Here is a 16912-nt window from a genome sequence, read left to right on the forward strand (position 1 = left end):
CCGAAAGCAGGTACCAACTCAATGTCTACTCTGGAAATTAAGAATCTCCACGCGCAGGTGCTCCCCAACGAGGAGGACGGCGAGCCGAAGGAGATCCTCAAGGGCGTCAACCTGACCATCAACTCCGGTGAGACCCATGCCGTCATGGGACCCAATGGCTCCGGCAAGTCCACCCTGTCCTACGTCATTGCCGGTCACCCCAAGTACGAGGTTACTGAGGGCGAGGTGCTCCTCGACGGCGAAAACATCCTCGAGATGGAAGTCGATGAGCGCGCCCGCGCTGGCCTCTTCCTCGCCATGCAGTACCCGACCGAGGTGCCGGGCGTGAAGATGTCGCAGTTCATGCGCTCTGCCGTGACCGCTATTCGTGGCGAGGCCCCGAAGCTGCGCGAGTGGAACAAGGAGCTCACGGAAGCTCGTGAGAAGCTCTCCATCGACAAGTCCTTCGCCCACCGTTCCGTGAACGAAGGTTTTTCCGGCGGTGAGAAGAAGCGCCACGAGGTCATGCAGCTGGACATCCTGAAGCCGAAGTTCGCAGTCATGGATGAGACCGACTCCGGCCTGGACGTCGACGCCCTGCGCGTGGTTTCCGAGGGGATTAACCGCTACCAGGAAGAAACCAAGGGCGGCATCCTCCTCATCACGCACTACAAGCGCATCCTTAACTACGTCGTCCCGGACTTTGTCCACGTCTTCGCAGACGGACACGTCATCAAGACCGGTGGCGCCGAGCTGGCTGATCAGCTTGAGGCGGACGGCTACGAGCAGTTCCTCAAGTAGAACTCACCAGGCTGCACACACCACAACACGCAAGAGATAAAGAACCGAGCACAAGGACCTATGTCTGAACTAGACGTTAATGCGATCAGGGAGCAATTCCCCATCCTCTCGCGCACCGTGCGCGACGGTAAACCACTGGTGTACCTGGATTCGGGTGCGACCTCGCAACGTCCCCTCCCGGTGTGGAAGGCCGAGGAGGAGTTCGTACTCGGCACCAATGCGCCGGTGCACCGCGGCTCCTACCAGTTGGCGGAGGAAGCCGATGACGCGTATGAGTCCGCCCGCCAGGCCATTGCCGCTTTCGTTGGCGCGGACCGCGATGAGATTTCCTTCACCAAGAACGCCACTGAAGCGTTGAATGAAGTTGCCTACGTGCTTAGCGACGAGCGCGCGGGTCAGCTTTATGTCGGCGAGGGCGATACCGTCGTCGTCACCGAATTGGAGCACCATGCGAACTTGGTTCCGTGGCAGGAGCTGTGTCAGCGCACTGGTGCGACGTTGAAGTGGTACTCCATGACTGAGGACGGCCGCATTGATCTCGATTCGCTCGAGCTCGATGACTCCGTCAAGGTCGTGGCTTTTACCCACCAGTCCAACGTGACGGGAGCCGTGGCCCCCGCCGAGGAACTGGTGCGCCGTGCCCGCGCTGTAGGCGCCATGGTGGTTCTGGACGCATGCCAGTCCGTTCCGCACATGCCGGTGGACTTCCACGCTCTGGACGTGGACTTCGCTGCGTTCTCTGGGCACAAGATGTGCGGCCCAACCGGCGTCGGTGTGCTCTACGGCAAGGCGGAGCTGCTAGCACAGCTGCCGCCCTTCCTTACCGGCGGTTCCATGATCGAGGTGGTCAAGATGGAAGGCTCGACCTTTGCCGAGCCGCCGACTCGCTTCGAGGCCGGAACTCAGATGACCAGCCAGGTCGTTGGTCTGGGGGCCGCGGTGAAGTTTTTGAGCGAAGTTGGCATGGAGGCCATTCACGCCCACGAGCAGAAGCTCACCGCATTGGCTTTGGACAAGCTTTCCGAGATTCCTGGTCTACGCATCATCGGCCCCGAAAACACCGAGGATCGCGGGGGAGCGGTCTCCTTCATCGTGGAGGGCATCCACCCGCATGATTTGGGCCAGGTGCTTGATGCTCATGGAGTGTCCATCCGAACTGGTCACCACTGCGCGTGGCCACTGCACCGCGCGTGCAAGGCTAATTCGACCGCACGCGCTAGCTTTTACCTGTACAACACTGAGGACGAGGTCGACGCCCTCGTAGAGGCGGTGCGGGCTGCCCGTGCTTTCTTTGGAGTGAGCGAATGAACCTAGATTCCATGTACCAGGATGTAATTCTGGACCACTATAAGAACCCGAAATTCTCCGGCCTGCGCGATGGCCAGGCTGAGGTTCACCACGTCAACCCCTCGTGCGGCGATGAGATCACGCTGCGCGTGAAGCTGTCGGCCGACGGCAAGACTGTGGAGGACGTGTCCTACGACGCTGAAGGCTGCTCCATCTCGCAGGCTTCGACCTCCGTCATGGCGGAAGAAATCGTAGGCATCCCGTTGGAGGAGGCCAACGCCAAGCTCGAGGAGTTTGACCGCATGGTGACTTCCCGCGGCGAAGTTGAGGGAGACGACGAGATCATTGGGGATGGCGTCGCTTTTGCCGGCGTGGCCAAGTTCCCTGCCCGTGTTAAGTGCGCGCTGCTGGGGTGGAAGGCCTTCCAGGCTGCCACCGCGCAGGCGCTGACTGAATTGGAGAAGTAGATGGCGGATACCACTAACGATAGCCAGCCGACCGACCCGTATCAGGACGAGAACGCCTCCTTCGCCGGGGGCGGTGTAAAGCCTGAGCAGACCGAAGAGCAGATTGCCAAGGCATTCGACATCACCGAATACCTCCGGGACGTCATCGATCCGGAGCTGGGCATCAACGTTGTTGACTTGGGCCTGGTCTACGACCTCTGGCTCGAGGACATTGACGGCAAGAACACCTGCGTCATCAACATGACGCTGACGTCCCCGGCGTGCCCGCTGACTGACGTCATCGGTGAGCAGATCGACGACGTCGTGGTGGGCAACAAGCTTGCCGACGCCGTCCAGCTCAACTGGGTGTGGATGCCGCCGTGGGGCCCGAACATGATTACCGAAGAGGGCCGCGAGATGCTCCAGGCCCTCGGCTTCGCGGTCTAATCGTTTCGCTGCCCCACAGTGGGCAAGGACGCCGGATCCAGCGCCGAGGAGATGATATCGACGGCTTCTTCTTGGGTTGCAGCGGACTGAAGGCGAACGCGGAAGTCCTCCTTCATGATTGCCCGTGCCAGCTTGGAGAGCAGCTTGAGGTGTTGCTTGCCGGCGTCGTCTGGCACGGCAATGAGGAACACCATCGTTGTGGGCTCCTCACCCTCTGCCCACGTGATTGCTTCGGGAATGCGAGCAAAAGCCAAGGTAGGAACCTTCACGCCAGCTGAACGGGCATGCGGGATCGCCACGCCATGGCCCACGCCGGTAGAGTGCTTCGACTCGCGTTCAAGAGCCGCTGTGAGTACCGCAGAAGGATCAGCAAGGCGAGGAGAAACTAGCCGCACTAGTGCTTCGATGGTTTCGTCGCGAGTACTGCCCAGACTGTGGTCGAGGCTCACCGTTTCGATAGACAGCAGTGGTTGTCCCAGATGCGAGCTTTCCGCCGCGTTTGCTGAAGCTTTGTCCGCAGCGCCCTGGTCGCTCTTGCTCTCATTCTTCTCTGTCGTTTTCTTATGCTGAGTAAGTGCGATTAATAGGAGCATGACTGATGCACAGACGACAACGCCAATAAGCAATGCCACGAAGAAGCCCGCGACGTTGTCGACAGCACCGAGCACTGCGACGATGGGGCCGCCGTGCATGACATGGTCTTTAACTCCGAATGCGCCTGCTAGGCCACCGGCAACCGCACCGCCGATGACGTTCGCCGGAATGACCTGCAGAGGGCGTGCAGCGGCAAGGGGAATTGCGCCTTCCGTAATGCCGAATAGCCCCATGAAAAGCGCGGCGATACCGGCGTCTTTTTCGGCCTTATTAAACCAGGCACGGCGGGCAAGGGTGGCAGCGCCCACCGCCAATGGCGGTACAGCGATAGCGGTAGCGGCCATTCCCATAGGGGCTGCATTACCAGCGGCAATCATGCCTCCACCAAAGAGGAACGCTGTCTTGTTGAAGGGGCCGCCCATGTCAAACGCGATCATCGCGCCGATAACGAGGCCAAGCACAACGACAGAGGAGCCTTGCATTCCTGCGAGGTACTCGGTCATGGCTTCAAATGCACCAGCTATCGGTGAGCCGACCAGGTAAATGAAGATAAGACCCACAATGAGGGTGGTGAAAATCGGGATAACGATGATCGGCCAAATCGGGGCAATGTATTTGTTCACCGGAATCTTCTTGATCCCGAGCGCCACATAGCCGGACAGGATGCCGGTGACGATACCTCCCAAGAACCCGGCACCTGCTTCAGATCCGTAGAGTGATCCAGTCGTAGCGATGAGGCCAGTAATCAGACCAGGCGCCAACCCAGGACGGTCCGCAATGCCCACCGCGATATAGCCGGAGAGAATCGGCACCATGAGCGAAAAGGCCAAACCACCCAGCTCGTTCAGCGTATTCCAGAAGGAATCCTCGGGAATTGCCAAGCCTTCGGGCGTCGGGGTTCCTCCAATTGACAGTGCTACTGCGATGAGGAGACCGCCGGTCACCACGAACGGGATCATGTGGGATACACCGTTCATCAGCGCTTTGTAGAGAGTCTGTCCCACTGCGCGCACGCCATTGGAGTTACCGGAGCTGTCCTCGCGCTGAGAACCCTTCGGCTCTTCGGCAGAAGGCTTTTCTTCCCATTTCGACGCGGACAGCGAACGGCGGAGGGGCTCCTTTGGGTGCTTAATAGCTTCATCGACGCCCGTTGCTGCCAAGCGTTTGCCGCGGAAACGATCCTTGGCAATCACAGTGTCGGCGCCAATTACGATGGCATCGGCTTCTTCGATGTCCTTAGCGCTAAAGGTGCCTTCGACACCGATTGAGCCGTGTGTCTCAACTTTGATCCGGTAACCAAGTTCCGCGGCAGCGGCCTCGAGGTTTTCTGCCGCCATGTAGGTATGCGCAATACCAGTTGGGCAGGCGGTAATCGCGAGGATTAATGGCGGTTTCGATGTGGCTGATGTACTCATGAAGTCAATGTAGGCACATCTTTCATCTTGTATAGGTCAAGCGCGCCGAATCCGGGCCACGAATTCCCAGATGACTTATCCTCCGTACCGTTAGCTTTACGTCGAGCAGCGCCCTGCCGCGGGTTCGGGTTTAACTGCCCTGGTTGCTAGACTGTTTCGACGTGATTGTGACCAATGATTTCGAGGTGCGCGTGGGCGCACGCACGCTTCTCGACGCCCCCGGCCAGCACCTCCGCGTACAGCCGGGTGACCGCATCGGGCTGGTCGGCCGCAACGGCGCAGGAAAGACCACGACGATGCGCATCTTGGCGGGGGAGACCGAGCCTTATGGCGGTTCGGTAACGCGCTCTGGCCCCATTGGTTACCTGCCGCAGGATTCTCGCGAGGGCAACATCGAACAGACCGCGCGTGAGCGCGTGCTCTCTGCCCGTGGTCTCGATGAGATCAAGCGGCGCATGGCCAAGCAGCAGGAGCTGATGGAAACGGCCGCGGACGAAAAGTTCCGCGATAAGGCCATCCGCAAGTTCTCGCGCTTGGAAGAGGAATATCATTCCCTCGGCGGCTACGAGGCGGATTCCGAGTGCGCGCAGATCTGTGACAACCTTGGCCTCCCGCAGCGCGTCTTGGATCAGCAGCTCAAGACGCTGTCCGGCGGCCAGCGCCGCCGCGTGGAGTTAGCGCAGATTCTTTTCGCGGCGTCGGCAGGCTCGGGCAAGTCCCAGACCACGCTGCTTCTCGACGAGCCTACGAACCACCTCGACGCAGATTCCATCACCTGGTTGCGCGGCTTCTTGTCCAAGCATGAGGGCGGGCTCATCATGATCTCGCACGACGTGGACCTGCTCGAGGCCGTCTGCAACAAGGTCTGGTTCCTCGACGCCGTGCGCGCCGAGGCGGATGTCTACAACATGGGCTTTAAGAAGTATCTCGATGCCCGCGCGACCGATGAGGCCCGCCGCCGCCGTGAGCGCGCCAACGCGGAGAAGAAGGCGGCCGCCCTGCACAAGCAGGCCGCAAAGCTCGGCGCTAAGGCCACGAAGGCCGCAGCAGCTAAGCAGATGCTGCACCGCGCTGAGCGCATGATGAACGAGCTCGATGACGTGCGTGTGGCTGACAAGGTTGCCCACATCAAGTTCCCGGAGCCGGCTCCCTGCGGTAAGACCCCGATGAACGCGAAGGGCCTGACCAAGATGTATGGCTCGCTCGAGGTCTTCGCGGGCGTGGACTTGGCCATTGACAAGGGCTCACGCGTCGTCGTGCTGGGCTATAACGGTGCCGGAAAGACGACCCTGCTGAAACTGCTGGCGGGCGTGGAGCGCACCGACGGTGAGGGCGGTATCGTCTCCGGCCATGGTTTGCGCATCGGCTACTTTGCCCAGGAACACGACAACATTGACCCAGACAAGACGGTATGGGAAAACACCATCGAGGCCTGCCCCGATGCAGGCCAGCAGGATTTGCGCGGTCTACTCGGCGCCTTTATGTTCTCCGGGGACAAGCTGGAGCAGCCCGCCGGCACGCTCTCCGGTGGTGAAAAGACGCGTCTTTCCTTGGCCACGCTCGTGTCCTCGCGCGCAAATGTGCTGCTTCTCGACGAGCCCACGAACAACCTCGACCCCCAGTCCCGCGAGCAGGTTCTCGATGCGCTCGGTACTTATACCGGTGCCGTAGTTCTGGTAACCCACGACCCAGGCGCGGTAAAGGCCCTCAACCCAGAGCGTGTCATCATCATGCCCGACGGCGATGAGGACTTGTGGAACGACGAATACATGGAGATCGTTGAGTTGGCCTAGGGGCTAGTACCCAGCCCCAGAAGCGGCAACGGTAACGCTCTATGTTCTTCTGGTCACCGTGGTACTTGGTGGCCTTCCATAAAACCTATAGTGCGCTAGAATCGGGGGCACACTCACTCACCGCTCAAGGCTCTTTTCTTGGGTCCTTCCGGCTTCCCACGCACTGGGTCTAGTAGCGCTACGACCCCAGCCATGCTGCAGCAGGAGAGGACTGAAGCCATGAGCCACACCGATACCCTCGATTCTGTCATTGAACCACTGCTTACCGGTTTGGTGAGCAAGCGGCCTGAAGTCCGTGTGGACTGGGCCTTTGCCGAGCTTAAAGAAGGTATTGAGTCAGGGCAGTGGGATGGACACATCGACCAGGTTCGGGATCGCCTCACCGGCTATCTACGCACGGACAAGGTGTGGACCAAGGTGATGGCCGCGCGTTTACTCACTGTCCTCGCTGAGTCTGGCCACTTTCACTACGAGGACTATCTCACCTTCCGCGCATGGTATGTCACTGAAGAAGACACGCGTGGCATAGTCAAGGACATCGGACACGTCATGGCGGTCGGCTACGGCGCGGACTATGTAGAAACCTGCGTGCGCATGGGGATGATTCCTGCCGTGGAGGGTGCGGCAATTATTTCTTGCCGCCTGCGCGTCCCAGGGGGAGTGTGGCACGACGATGAGGCAGAACGCTTGGCGCGTGCTGCGTGCACGACGATTGCTAAGAGCACCTCGCCGCACATTCTAGAAATATGGACTGAGCGCCTGAGCAATACAGTCCTCAACGAGGGAGTGCGCAATGGCAATCGCGCGGTAGTGGAAAACTTCGCCCGCTTTCTCACTGCCACAGCGCACATGGTGCGTAGTGAACCCGAGAAATGGGGAATCGACGTTGACCGCGCGCAACTAGCACTACCGTTAATAGCGGAACTCGAAGACAAACTCCGCAACGCCGGCGCATAAGTATTCTCTTTCCACCAGTGAAAGCGCCATTTAATGTTCGCGCGCAGCACTGAAGAAGCGCACCCTATCAACCTCCATCGGCTGGGGCCGCTGCCAAGGATAGCGATCCGGGGTGGCCATAACAGGCGAGCTCAGCTGCAGGAGGGTGTCCGTGCCTGTGGGGCCGCCTACTGTCAGCTCGCCATCGCGTATTTCAATCGCTGAGGCAAAACTGCGGTCAACGCTCTTGTGCTGCACAACGGCAGTTGGTATCTCAGCGAAGACAGTTCTTCCGCGCCGCAGAACGGTAGCATCGTCGGAGATATAACTGGGGCGAATGCGCTCAGCGGCAATCAACCCCCACACGAAAATGATGGCCCACAGCGACACCAGTAGCGCCACAACCCGCACCACACCTGCGGGGAGAATCAGGTGGACGACTACCATTTCAACCACCAACACTGCGGTGACAAACCCAAGCATTTGCAGCCTGCCCGGAGGGTGGGGAAGTGCCTGAGCACCAGCGGGGAGCAAAGTCTCGCCGCGTATCCAACGCCACAAATCCCGGTAGAGGCTAAGTTCATACCTTGCCAATCGGAATCCAGGATGTTTTCCCAGGAATCCCCATATCCTATCCATGTGGCGCTCCCGACAGTGCCGCGAGCGCTCTGCCCTGTGCACCAGTTGTCGGTGCATCGGTGGGACTCAGCGGGACCTTACCTGGGCGCAACGTAGGATAGATTCCCCGCATGAGGCCACGTTCGCCTAAATGCTGCAGCTTGGCGACGATTACCGTGACCTCGCGATCATTCGGGGACAATGCACCCAGTTTTCGCCACAGCGATTCAACCTCGCGGAGAACTCTCAAACATTCGGCGTCTTCAAGGTTCTTGCGCAGTTGTTGCCAGGTTCCTTCCGTCGCGACACCACACAGCGCCATCAGATCCCAAGAATCAAGCTCGAGCTGCAGCATCGCGGGATCATGGATCGCCTCTTTGAGTGATTCGCGGATGTCTCGTGGAGTCCCGTTGGGTGCTTGGGCAAGGGCGCGTAAGCGTTCACGTTGGTTCTTGAGCCGAGCGATGCGCTCGTCGAGCACGCCAAATGAACGATCGATAGCATCCGGCAGATTTACGTCGGCGACGGGGACACCGGCGTCGATCAGCGCACGCGCGCGCAGCACCGAAGCCAAGTCAGAAACAGAATAGTCGCGGTAGTTCCCGCTGGTGCGGGCGGGTTCAGGGACCGCGCCCGTCTCGTGTAAATGTCGTACAGAACGAACTGAGCATCCAGCGACCGCGGCGACGTCCGATATCTTCATAGGACAAAGCTAAACCCTCACATGGTGTGAGGGTCAAGTGCTTGGTGAAAACTAATCCGAGTTGCTGAGGTCTTAGTTTCGGAAGCCGTGTACCGGCGCCGGGATGAAGCCACCGCGGTTGATGAAGGTGGAGTTGCCCACCTCATTGACCGGAATGACCGGAGCATAGCCGAGCAAGCCGCCGAAATTGACCTCATCGCCAGCTTTGGTTCCCGGGGCGGGGATAACGCGCACGGCGGTCGTCTTATGATTCATCACACCAATGGCGGCTTCATCAGCGATCATGCCGGCAATAGTTTCCGCAGAAGTATCGCCCGGAATGGCGATCATGTCTAGGCCCACCGAGCAGATGGAGGTCATGGCCTCCAGCTTGTCGATGGAAATAGCGCCGGTGCGCACCGCATCGATCATGCCCTTGTCTTCCGAAACCGGGATGAAGGAACCCGACAGACCGCCCACACGGGAGCAGGCCATCATGCCGCCCTTCTTGACGGCGTCGTTAAGCAGTGCGAGGGCTGCCGTCGTTCCGTGCGTGCCCACCTGATCCAGGCCCATGTGCTCCAGGATGTGTGCGACGGAATCTCCCAGCTCCGCAGTGGGGGCCAGCGAAAGGTCGATGATGCCAAAGGGAACACCGAGGCGCTCCGAGGCCATCGAACCAACGAGCTGTCCAGCACGCGTGACCTTGAAGGCAGCCTTCTTGACCTCCTCGGCGACTTCATTAAGGGTGGCGCCCTCCAGGGATCCGAGAGCACGGTCGACAACACCCGGCCCAGACACACCGACGGAGACAACGCAGTCCGGTTCCTCGATACCGTGGAAGGCACCGGCCATGAAGGGGTTATCGCCCACGGAGTTGGAGAAGATCACGAGCTTGGCACAGCCGATGGCGCTGCGGTCCTTGGTGAGTTCGGCAGCTTCCTTGATGATGCGTCCCATCTGCGCTGCGGCGTTCATGTTGATGCCGGCGCGCGAGGATGCGATATTCACCGAGGAACACACCAGGTTGGTCTCAGCCAGCGCTTCCGGGATAGAGCGGATGAGTGTCTTCTCCGCAGTGGTGGCACCCTTTTCAACCAATGCGGAGTAGCCGCCGACGAAGTTAACACCTGTCGTCTCAGCGGCGCGATCCAGTGCACGGGCGACGTCGACGGGGTTTCCCTCGACGCCAGCCACGATAAGTGAGATCGGTGTGACGGAAATACGCTTGTTGACGATCGGGATGCCGAGCTCGGCCTCGATCCCTTCGCAGACCTCCACGAGCTGAGCCGCGCGGGTGGTTACGCGATCATAAACGGCCTCTGCGGTAGCTTCCATGGTGGAGCGCGTGCAGCCGAGCAGCGAAATCCCCATGGTGACGGTGCGGATATCGAGGCGGTATTTCTCGATCATCTCGATGGTGTCGAGAATACTGACGGTGTTGAAGCGATTAAGCATGACTGATTTTCGCTCCTAAATCTCATTCATGGCGGTGAACAGTGCTTCCGACTGCACGCGAATGGATTGTTTGATGGACTCACCGACGGTATTCATCCGCTCCTGAATCTGCTGGATGCTGACCTCATTCTCATCGAATTCGACGCGCAGGATCATCGTGAAGTACCCAGACATGAGGGTCTGAGAGACGTCAACGATGTTGATCTTGAGCTCAGCGAGGGCGGTGGAAACGGCAGAGATAATTCCGGTGTTATCAACACCGGTAACAGTCATGATGGCGATCATAGTTTGATTGTAGCCCGTGGGTTTTTCACGCTGCCCTGGGGTCATGCAGGATAGCGAGCCGGCGCGTACGGTGGCGCACATGACTGATACGACAACAACTGCACGCAAGAAGGTTCTGTACATTGGCGGCCACGGCAAGGTTGGGCTTTTGACGGCGCCCAAGCTTGTCGACGCCAACCTCACCGTCCATTCCCTCATCCGCAACCCGGACCAGGTCTCTGATATTGAGGCCCTCGGTGCCGCCGCGGTGGTTCGCGATCTCACCGAGCTTTCTGTGGAAGACTGGGCAGAGCTTTTGGCTGACTATGACGTCGTCGTGTGGGGCGCCGGAAATGGTGGTCGTGCTGGTGCGGAGGTGACGTGGGCGGTCGACCGTGATGCGGCGCTGGCATCTATTGCGGGTCTGGAAAAGCTTTCTGCCGAGGGCAAGAACACTCCCGCCTACATCATGATTTCCTACATGGGTGCCACGGAGAACACGACCGATCCTGCGGATGAGAAGTGGTACGCCTACGTGGAGTCGAAGAAGGAGGTGGACAACAAGCTCAACTCCACCGACCTCAATTACCTCATCCTTGGCCCGGCAGCCCTGACGGAGGAGCCTTCGCGCGGCATCACCGTGCTAGATAAGGACGCAGAGCGCACCGGTAAGCTGACAACCTCCCGAGAGCTTGTCGCTGAGGTGGTCACCGAGGTCGCCGGCCGCGAAAGCTTCCCGACTTCGCCGCTAGAGTTCATCGATGGCGATGGCAGCGTGAAGGATATCTAAAATCGAGCGGATGCCGCCGCGTCAAGCGCGGCGATGACTTGCTCTCTGCTCAATTGGTGGTGGAGGCTCGCATAGCGAAGTGGCTTGGTGGATAGGTGGGCCGCGATATACCAGCCTGTGGGGTGCTCGAACGTCGCCTGGCTTTGGAAACGCACCACGGCCACCCCCTGTTCGCGAAAGGCGCGGGGAGAAGCGTGGGACTCAAACTCATCGCTGATGATTTCTTGAACTGTGCCATCTGGAAGGAAAATGCGTACCTTCGCCTTGCAGTAGTACTCGGTGGGATCTGCGTGCGGCACGTGTCGACCTGTTTGCCAGATCTCACTGAGCAGCGCGGGGTAGTACTCGATCCACCCATTTTCCGACGCCGTCCGTAGGCGGCGAGCACCCCACGTAGAGCTCCGAATTGCTCGAATGTTCCGACCGGCCGCCACGACGAGGAAGAGAACAAAGACCGCAACGGCCAATCCCTGCCATCCGGAACTAATAGACATATCTTCGCCGATAAAGGCTGATAGTGCGATAGCTAGGCCCACTACCGCCGTGATGAGGTTGTTCCGTAGACTTCGCCATTCAGGTGCGGCCCCGCCTGGGAGTGGCCCAGCCGCTGCGATCGCGCGAGCGATGCTAGATGTGCTTGATCTCAAGTTCGGGGCGGACACAGAACGCCGAGTGCGGGGAATGAGCCTCTCGGAGTAGTGGTGTTCCGGGAAGTCGAATGGTGCTAAAGCGTGGTCAGACATTCTTATCACTAACTTCTTACCCAGTTCCGCTCTGCAAAAGACAGTGCTGCTTCAATGTTCTTTTGGCGCAGACCATTGTGCAGTCCTGGCTGCGGTTTATCTGCATCTACCCGGTATCCCACTACACCCCATCCGTTATTGTGGTTGAAGTCCACGGTGGCGACGAGGGGACCGTCGGCAAGCAGCCGGCCACGCAGTTTCAGCCAGTTCGGGTTTGGAGCAATGAATTCTTCGGTCATGCTTTTCGTCAATGAGCCGTCCGGTTGCAAGATCAGGATCGGGGCGGTGTAGTAATAGTCGGTCTTATCGTTGTAATCGACACGCCGTCTATATATCAACTCACCGATCAGGGCGGGGCGGTACTCAATCCATCCATTCGCCCACGCGGTGCGCAATCGTGTTGTGGAACCCAAGCGCCCCCGTAGGAGCATGATCCCGATAATGACGAACACTAGGGCAGCGGCCCCAGTGATAAGGCTGGCTATCGGAATATTCCCAATTGTGCCCTCAGCTCCGGGGAACAGGATCGATATAAAGATAGTGTGAGCCACCGAAAAGAGTAGCGCTGAACCGCCAATGAAGGTGAGGATAAAGCCAGCGATAATTGTGCCGACGTTGGATTGGCCGATCGGAGACCCGACGCTATTAATAGCCTCGCGGATGCCGCTGCGATCCATGTTTGGGTTGGGTTGCTGATCGTGATCCTTCAAATCCTTAGGCGCGAGGGATCCTGCACTTGAGGAAGGAAGCTTCAGCGGAGTGCGAGGCAGCTGCAAAGGCGAGTGAGTCATGGATCACAGCTTAATGGTCGTGGTCTCCACTTTCTCGGTGACCATCGGCGGCTGGGGACTAGCCCCCGAGCCAGGCCCACGGTGCTATGCCAATTACCCTATGCACATGACAGTTAAGGCCTAGCGATCGGCGTGGGAGCCGCGAATTGATTGCTCGACCAAATCCAAAACCTGCTCTAGATTCTTCGTGTCCCCGAGCGCTAGGCGGTTGATAAAACCGTCCATAAAGGTTTCAAGATATGTCACGAGGGTGTCGATGGAGACGTCGTCTCGCATGCGCCCCTTCTCAGCGTTGGATTCCAAGCGGGCACGGACCGCCTTATCAAGAATCTGTTGCTCCTCATGCCAGCGCGCGGCGAAAGACGGATCGGTACGCAGCATCGAGGTCACAGCAAGCCGGGTGGCAAGCCAGTCATGGCGCTCTGGATGGCGCAGCATCTCACTCATGACTTCGACGAGACCGTTGTTCGCAACAACTTCGGCCTCACGGGCGGCGTCTTCCCGGGCCAAGGCAAGAAAGAGGGACTCCTTATCACCGAAGTGGTGGAAGATTGCCCCACGCGACTTACCTGTGGCTTCTTCGAGACGCCGCACCGTCGCGCCGTCGTAGCCGTGCTCAGCGAAGCATTTACGTGCGCCAACCAGAATGTCGTGGCGGCGGCGGTTCAGTTCAGAGTCGCTCATAATCGGCATGGCTGAAAACTAGCTCCTTTAAGCACGGCGGCGGGTAAACGGGTGGTGGAAATAGAGGGGGAGGGGCAGAAGCAGAAAGGCCAGCCAGCACTCCATGTTGCTAGCTGGCCTTGGTGCCTAACTATGTAGGTCGCCCCAGAGTCGGGGTGCCTACATAATGGGCAAGGCTGTTTTAGGCCTTGACCATCTGGCGCAGAACGAACTGCAGAATGCCGCCGTGGCGGTAGTAGTCGGCCTCACCAGGTGTGTCGATGCGAACCTTGGCATCGAACTCAACGGTCTCGCCGGACTCCTTGGTGGCGGTCACGTGGACCGTCTTCGGAATGCCGCCCTCGTTGAGGGCTGCGATGCCGTCGATGTCGAAGGTCTCGGTGCCATCCAAGCCCAGGGACTCGTGGGACTCGCCCTCCGGGAACTGCAGCGGGATGACGCCCATGCCAATGAGGTTCGAGCGGTGAATACGCTCGAAGGACTCAGTGATGACAGCCTTCACGCCAAGCAGGTTGGTGCCCTTAGCAGCCCAGTCACGGGAGGAACCAGTGCCGTACTCCTTACCAGCAAGGACAACCAGCGGGATGTCGGCTGCCTTGTAGTTCTCGCAGGCATCGAAGATGAAGGCCTGCGGTGCGCCCTCCTGGGTGAAGTCACGGGTGTAGCCACCGGCGACGTCGACCAGCTGGTTCTGGAGGCGGATGTTGGCGAAGGTACCGCGCATCATGACCTCGTGGTTACCGCGACGGGAACCGAGGGAGTTGTAGTCCTGGCGCTCCACACCGTTGGCATCCAGGTACTGAGCGGCCGGGGTACCCGGCTTAATGGAGGAAGCCGGGGAGATGTGGTCGGTGGTCACGGAGTCACCGAGCTTAGCAAGGACGCGAGCGCCCTTGATGTCCTGAACGGGCTCCGGCTCAGTCGGCATGCCGTCGAAGTACGGTGCCTTGCGGATGTAGGTGGAATCCTCGTTCCACTTGAAGGTCTCACCCTCCGGAACGTCCAGGTTGCGCCATGCGTCGTCACCCTTGAACACGTCGGCGTAGTCAGCCTCGTAGAGCTCGCGGGAGATGGCCTGCTGGATGGTGTCCTCGATCTCCTTCGGGGAAGGCCAGATGTCCTTGAGGAAGACATCGTTGCCGTCCTGATCCTGACCCAGCGCCTGAGTCTCGAAATCGAAGTCCATGGTGCCAGCAATAGCGTATGCAATGACCATGATGGGGGAGGCCAAGTAGTTCATCTTGACGTCCGGGGAGATGCGGCCCTCAAAGTTACGGTTACCGGACAGCACCGCGGTAGCAGCCAGATCATGCTCGTTGATGGCGTTGGAGATTTCCTCCGGCAGCGGGCCGGAGTTACCGATACAGGTGGTGCAGCCGAAGCCGGAGAGGTAGAAGCCAAGCGCCTCCAGATCCTTCCAGAGGTCTGCGCGCTGGAAGTAGCCGTCAACAACCTGGGAACCCGGGGCACAAATGGTCTTGACCCACGGCTTGGACTTCAGGCCCTTTTCAGCAGCCTTACGTGCGATGAGGCCAGCGCCAACCATGACGGACGGGTTAGAGGTGTTGGTGCAGGAGGTAATGGAAGCGATAGCAACCATGCCGTGGTCCAGGGTGTACTCGCCACCGTTCGGGGAGGTGACGGTAACCGGGTTGGACTGGCGGCCGGAGCCGCCCTTGGCTGCGGACTCGCCTTCGCCTGCACGAGACTTGTTCAGGCCACCGGTAACGTCGACGAGAGCATTCTCGTCGCCACCCTCGGAGGTCATGCGCTTTGCCTCGATGGTGGACTCGTCTGCAACAACCTCGCCGGAAGCGTAGGTCGGCAGATCCTTACGGAACTGCTCCTTTGCCTCGGAGAGGAGAATGCGGTCCTGCGGGCGCTTCGGGCCGGCGATGGACGGCTTAACAGTGGACAGATCCAGCTCGAGGTACTCGGAGTACTGTGCCTCCGGAGCGTCCTGCTCGAGCCACATGCCCTGAGCCTTGGCGTAAGCCTCGACGCGATCGATCTGCTCCTGCGGACGGCCGGTGAGCTCGAGGTACTTGATGGTCTCCTCGTCGATCGGGAAGATCGCAGCGGTGGAACCGAACTCGGGGGACATGTTACCGATGGTGGCGCGGTTAGCCAGCGGCACGGACTTCACACCGTTGCCGTAGAACTCAACAAACTTCTGAACCACACCGTGCTGGCGCAGCATCTCGGTGATGGTCAGCACCACGTCGGTAGCGGTCACGCCGGTCGGAATCTCGCCGGTGAGCTTGAAGCCCACGACGCGCGGGATCAGCATGGACACCGGCTGCCCCAGCATTGCAGCCTCGGCCTCGATGCCGCCAACGCCCCAGCCCAGGATGCCCAGGCCGTTTTCCATGGTGGTGTGGGAGTCGGTACCAATACAGGTATCCGGGTAGGCAACACCATCGTTGTCGAAGACCACGCGGGAGAGGTACTCAATGTTGACCTGGTGGACAATTCCGGTTCCCGGAGGAACAACGCGGAAGTTGGAGAAGTTCTCGGCGCCCCAGCGCAGGAACTGGTAGCGCTCCTGGTTGCGCTCGTACTCGATCTCAACGTTCTTCTCCAGGGCCTCGGTGGAGCCGAAAGCCTCTACGATGACGGAGTGGTCAATAACCATCTCGGCCGGGTTGAGCGGGTTCACCTGGTCCGGCTTGCCGCCGAGGGTGGCGATAGCCTCACGCATGGTTGCCAAGTCGACCACGCAGGGGACGCCGGTGAAGTCCTGCATCAGAACGCGGGCCGGGGTGAACTGGATCTCGGTATCCGGCTCAGCGGACGGATCCCAGTTGGCCAAAGCGTTAATGTGATCCTTGGTTACGTTCTTCCCGTCCTCGTAGCGCAGCTGGTTCTCAGCCAGGACCTTGAGGGAGTAAGGAAGCTTCTCCAGGCCCTCGACTGCATTGATGTCAAAGTAGTCATAAGACTTACCGTTGACCTCAAGAGTCTTCTTGGCGCCGAAGGAGTTCAGGCTTTCAGTCATAAGGAGCTCCATTCCTTGCTTTTCGCTTGTGGGTTATCGAACACTGGTCGAAGGTTCATCGAATTTGCCGATATGCCCTAGCAACCACATGGAGCCAGGTGTATCGGCGATCTCAGAACGCGAATGTTCCGTATCTATTGTAGATGCAAGAACCCTCGGTCGACACCAGCATAACAGTACGGGCGT

At 59.4% G+C, this 16912-nt stretch carries 16 protein-coding genes; 7 read left to right on the forward strand and 9 right to left on the reverse strand.

Features of this window, described 5'->3' with window-relative positions:
* The first annotated feature begins 21 nt into the window (after positions 1-21).
* From sufC to HMPREF2698_RS10715, 4 genes are read left to right on the forward strand one after another with little or no spacing between them, the layout of a single operon-like run.
* Positions 22-780, forward strand: a complete 759-nt coding sequence (gene sufC, locus HMPREF2698_RS10700; protein WP_070524257.1) for a Fe-S cluster assembly ATPase SufC — start codon at positions 22-24, stop codon at positions 778-780.
* Between the two features lie 60 nt (positions 781-840).
* A complete protein-coding gene (locus tag HMPREF2698_RS10705) occupies positions 841-2088 on the forward strand; it encodes a cysteine desulfurase (protein WP_070564483.1) in 1248 nt (415 codons plus the stop codon).
* Positions 2085-2534, forward strand: a complete 450-nt coding sequence (sufU, locus tag HMPREF2698_RS10710) for a Fe-S cluster assembly sulfur transfer protein SufU (protein ID WP_070564486.1) — start codon at positions 2085-2087, stop codon at positions 2532-2534. The genes HMPREF2698_RS10705 and sufU overlap by 4 nt, the downstream gene beginning before the upstream one ends.
* Positions 2535-2960: a metal-sulfur cluster assembly factor gene (locus HMPREF2698_RS10715; RefSeq protein WP_070524254.1), complete on the forward strand. Its 426-nt coding sequence runs from the start codon at positions 2535-2537 to the stop codon at positions 2958-2960.
* Here the strand turns inward: HMPREF2698_RS10715 and HMPREF2698_RS10720 are convergent.
* Positions 2957-4969, reverse strand: coding sequence for a fructose-specific PTS transporter subunit EIIC (locus HMPREF2698_RS10720; protein ID WP_070564488.1), 2013 nt, complete (start codon positions 4967-4969; stop codon positions 2957-2959). The two genes, HMPREF2698_RS10715 and HMPREF2698_RS10720, sit on opposite strands and share 4 nt — an antisense overlap.
* Positions 4970-5130: 161 nt before the next feature.
* Here HMPREF2698_RS10720 and HMPREF2698_RS10725 point away from each other — a divergent pair, with 161 nt between their 5' ends.
* On the forward strand, positions 5131-6762 hold the full coding sequence (locus HMPREF2698_RS10725; RefSeq protein WP_070564491.1) for an ABC-F family ATP-binding cassette domain-containing protein: 1632 nt from the start codon (positions 5131-5133) through the stop codon (positions 6760-6762).
* 219 nt (positions 6763-6981) lie between these two features.
* Positions 6982-7719 (forward strand): DUF2785 domain-containing protein, encoded by a 738-nt coding sequence (locus tag HMPREF2698_RS10730; RefSeq protein WP_070564494.1) that lies wholly within the window; start codon positions 6982-6984, stop codon positions 7717-7719.
* A 30-nt stretch (positions 7720-7749) separates the two neighbouring features.
* On the opposite strand, the gene HMPREF2698_RS10735 is transcribed toward HMPREF2698_RS10730, so the two are convergent.
* From HMPREF2698_RS10735 to HMPREF2698_RS13285, 4 genes are all read right to left on the reverse strand, one after another.
* Positions 7750-8145, reverse strand: a complete 396-nt coding sequence (locus tag HMPREF2698_RS10735) for a hypothetical protein (protein ID WP_246819463.1) — start codon at positions 8143-8145, stop codon at positions 7750-7752.
* A gap of 184 nt (positions 8146-8329) precedes the next feature.
* Positions 8330-9019, reverse strand: coding sequence for a MerR family transcriptional regulator (locus HMPREF2698_RS13025; RefSeq protein ID WP_083303833.1), 690 nt, complete (start codon positions 9017-9019; stop codon positions 8330-8332).
* A 72-nt stretch (positions 9020-9091) separates the two neighbouring features.
* Entirely contained in the window at positions 9092-10456 is a 1365-nt protein-coding gene (locus HMPREF2698_RS10745) for a PFL family protein (protein ID WP_070564503.1), read from the reverse strand.
* A 15-nt stretch (positions 10457-10471) separates the two neighbouring features.
* Positions 10472-10741 (reverse strand): ACT domain-containing protein, encoded by a 270-nt coding sequence (locus HMPREF2698_RS13285; protein ID WP_070524521.1) that lies wholly within the window; start codon positions 10739-10741, stop codon positions 10472-10474.
* Between the two features lie 79 nt (positions 10742-10820).
* Here HMPREF2698_RS13285 and HMPREF2698_RS10755 point away from each other — a divergent pair, with 79 nt between their 5' ends.
* Complete coding sequence (locus tag HMPREF2698_RS10755; RefSeq protein WP_070564506.1) at positions 10821-11510, forward strand: SDR family oxidoreductase; 690 nt, start codon at positions 10821-10823, stop codon at positions 11508-11510.
* On the opposite strand, the gene HMPREF2698_RS10760 is transcribed toward HMPREF2698_RS10755, so the two are convergent.
* The 4 genes from HMPREF2698_RS10760 to can all read right to left on the reverse strand — a co-directional run bounded on the left by HMPREF2698_RS10760 (position 11507) and on the right by can (position 16726).
* Positions 11507-12004 carry a hypothetical protein gene (locus HMPREF2698_RS10760; protein WP_232770619.1) on the reverse strand — a complete coding sequence of 166 codons (498 nt, stop codon included), beginning with the start codon at positions 12002-12004 and terminating at the stop codon, positions 11507-11509. The genes HMPREF2698_RS10755 and HMPREF2698_RS10760 overlap by 4 nt on opposite strands.
* Positions 12005-12261: 257 nt before the next feature.
* On the reverse strand, positions 12262-12963 hold the full coding sequence (locus tag HMPREF2698_RS10765) for a hypothetical protein (RefSeq protein WP_246819464.1): 702 nt from the start codon (positions 12961-12963) through the stop codon (positions 12262-12264).
* 201 nt (positions 12964-13164) lie between these two features.
* Positions 13165-13737, reverse strand: coding sequence for a TetR/AcrR family transcriptional regulator (locus HMPREF2698_RS10770; protein WP_070564512.1), 573 nt, complete (start codon positions 13735-13737; stop codon positions 13165-13167).
* 172 nt (positions 13738-13909) lie between these two features.
* Positions 13910-16726 carry an aconitate hydratase gene (can, locus tag HMPREF2698_RS10775; protein ID WP_210386600.1) on the reverse strand — a complete coding sequence of 939 codons (2817 nt, stop codon included), beginning with the start codon at positions 16724-16726 and terminating at the stop codon, positions 13910-13912.
* Positions 16727-16912 lie beyond the last annotated feature (186 nt).

The sequence above is a fragment of the Corynebacterium sp. HMSC072A02 genome, assembly GCF_001810085.1.
Taxonomy (GTDB): Bacteria; Actinomycetota; Actinomycetes; order Mycobacteriales; family Mycobacteriaceae; genus Corynebacterium; species Corynebacterium hesseae.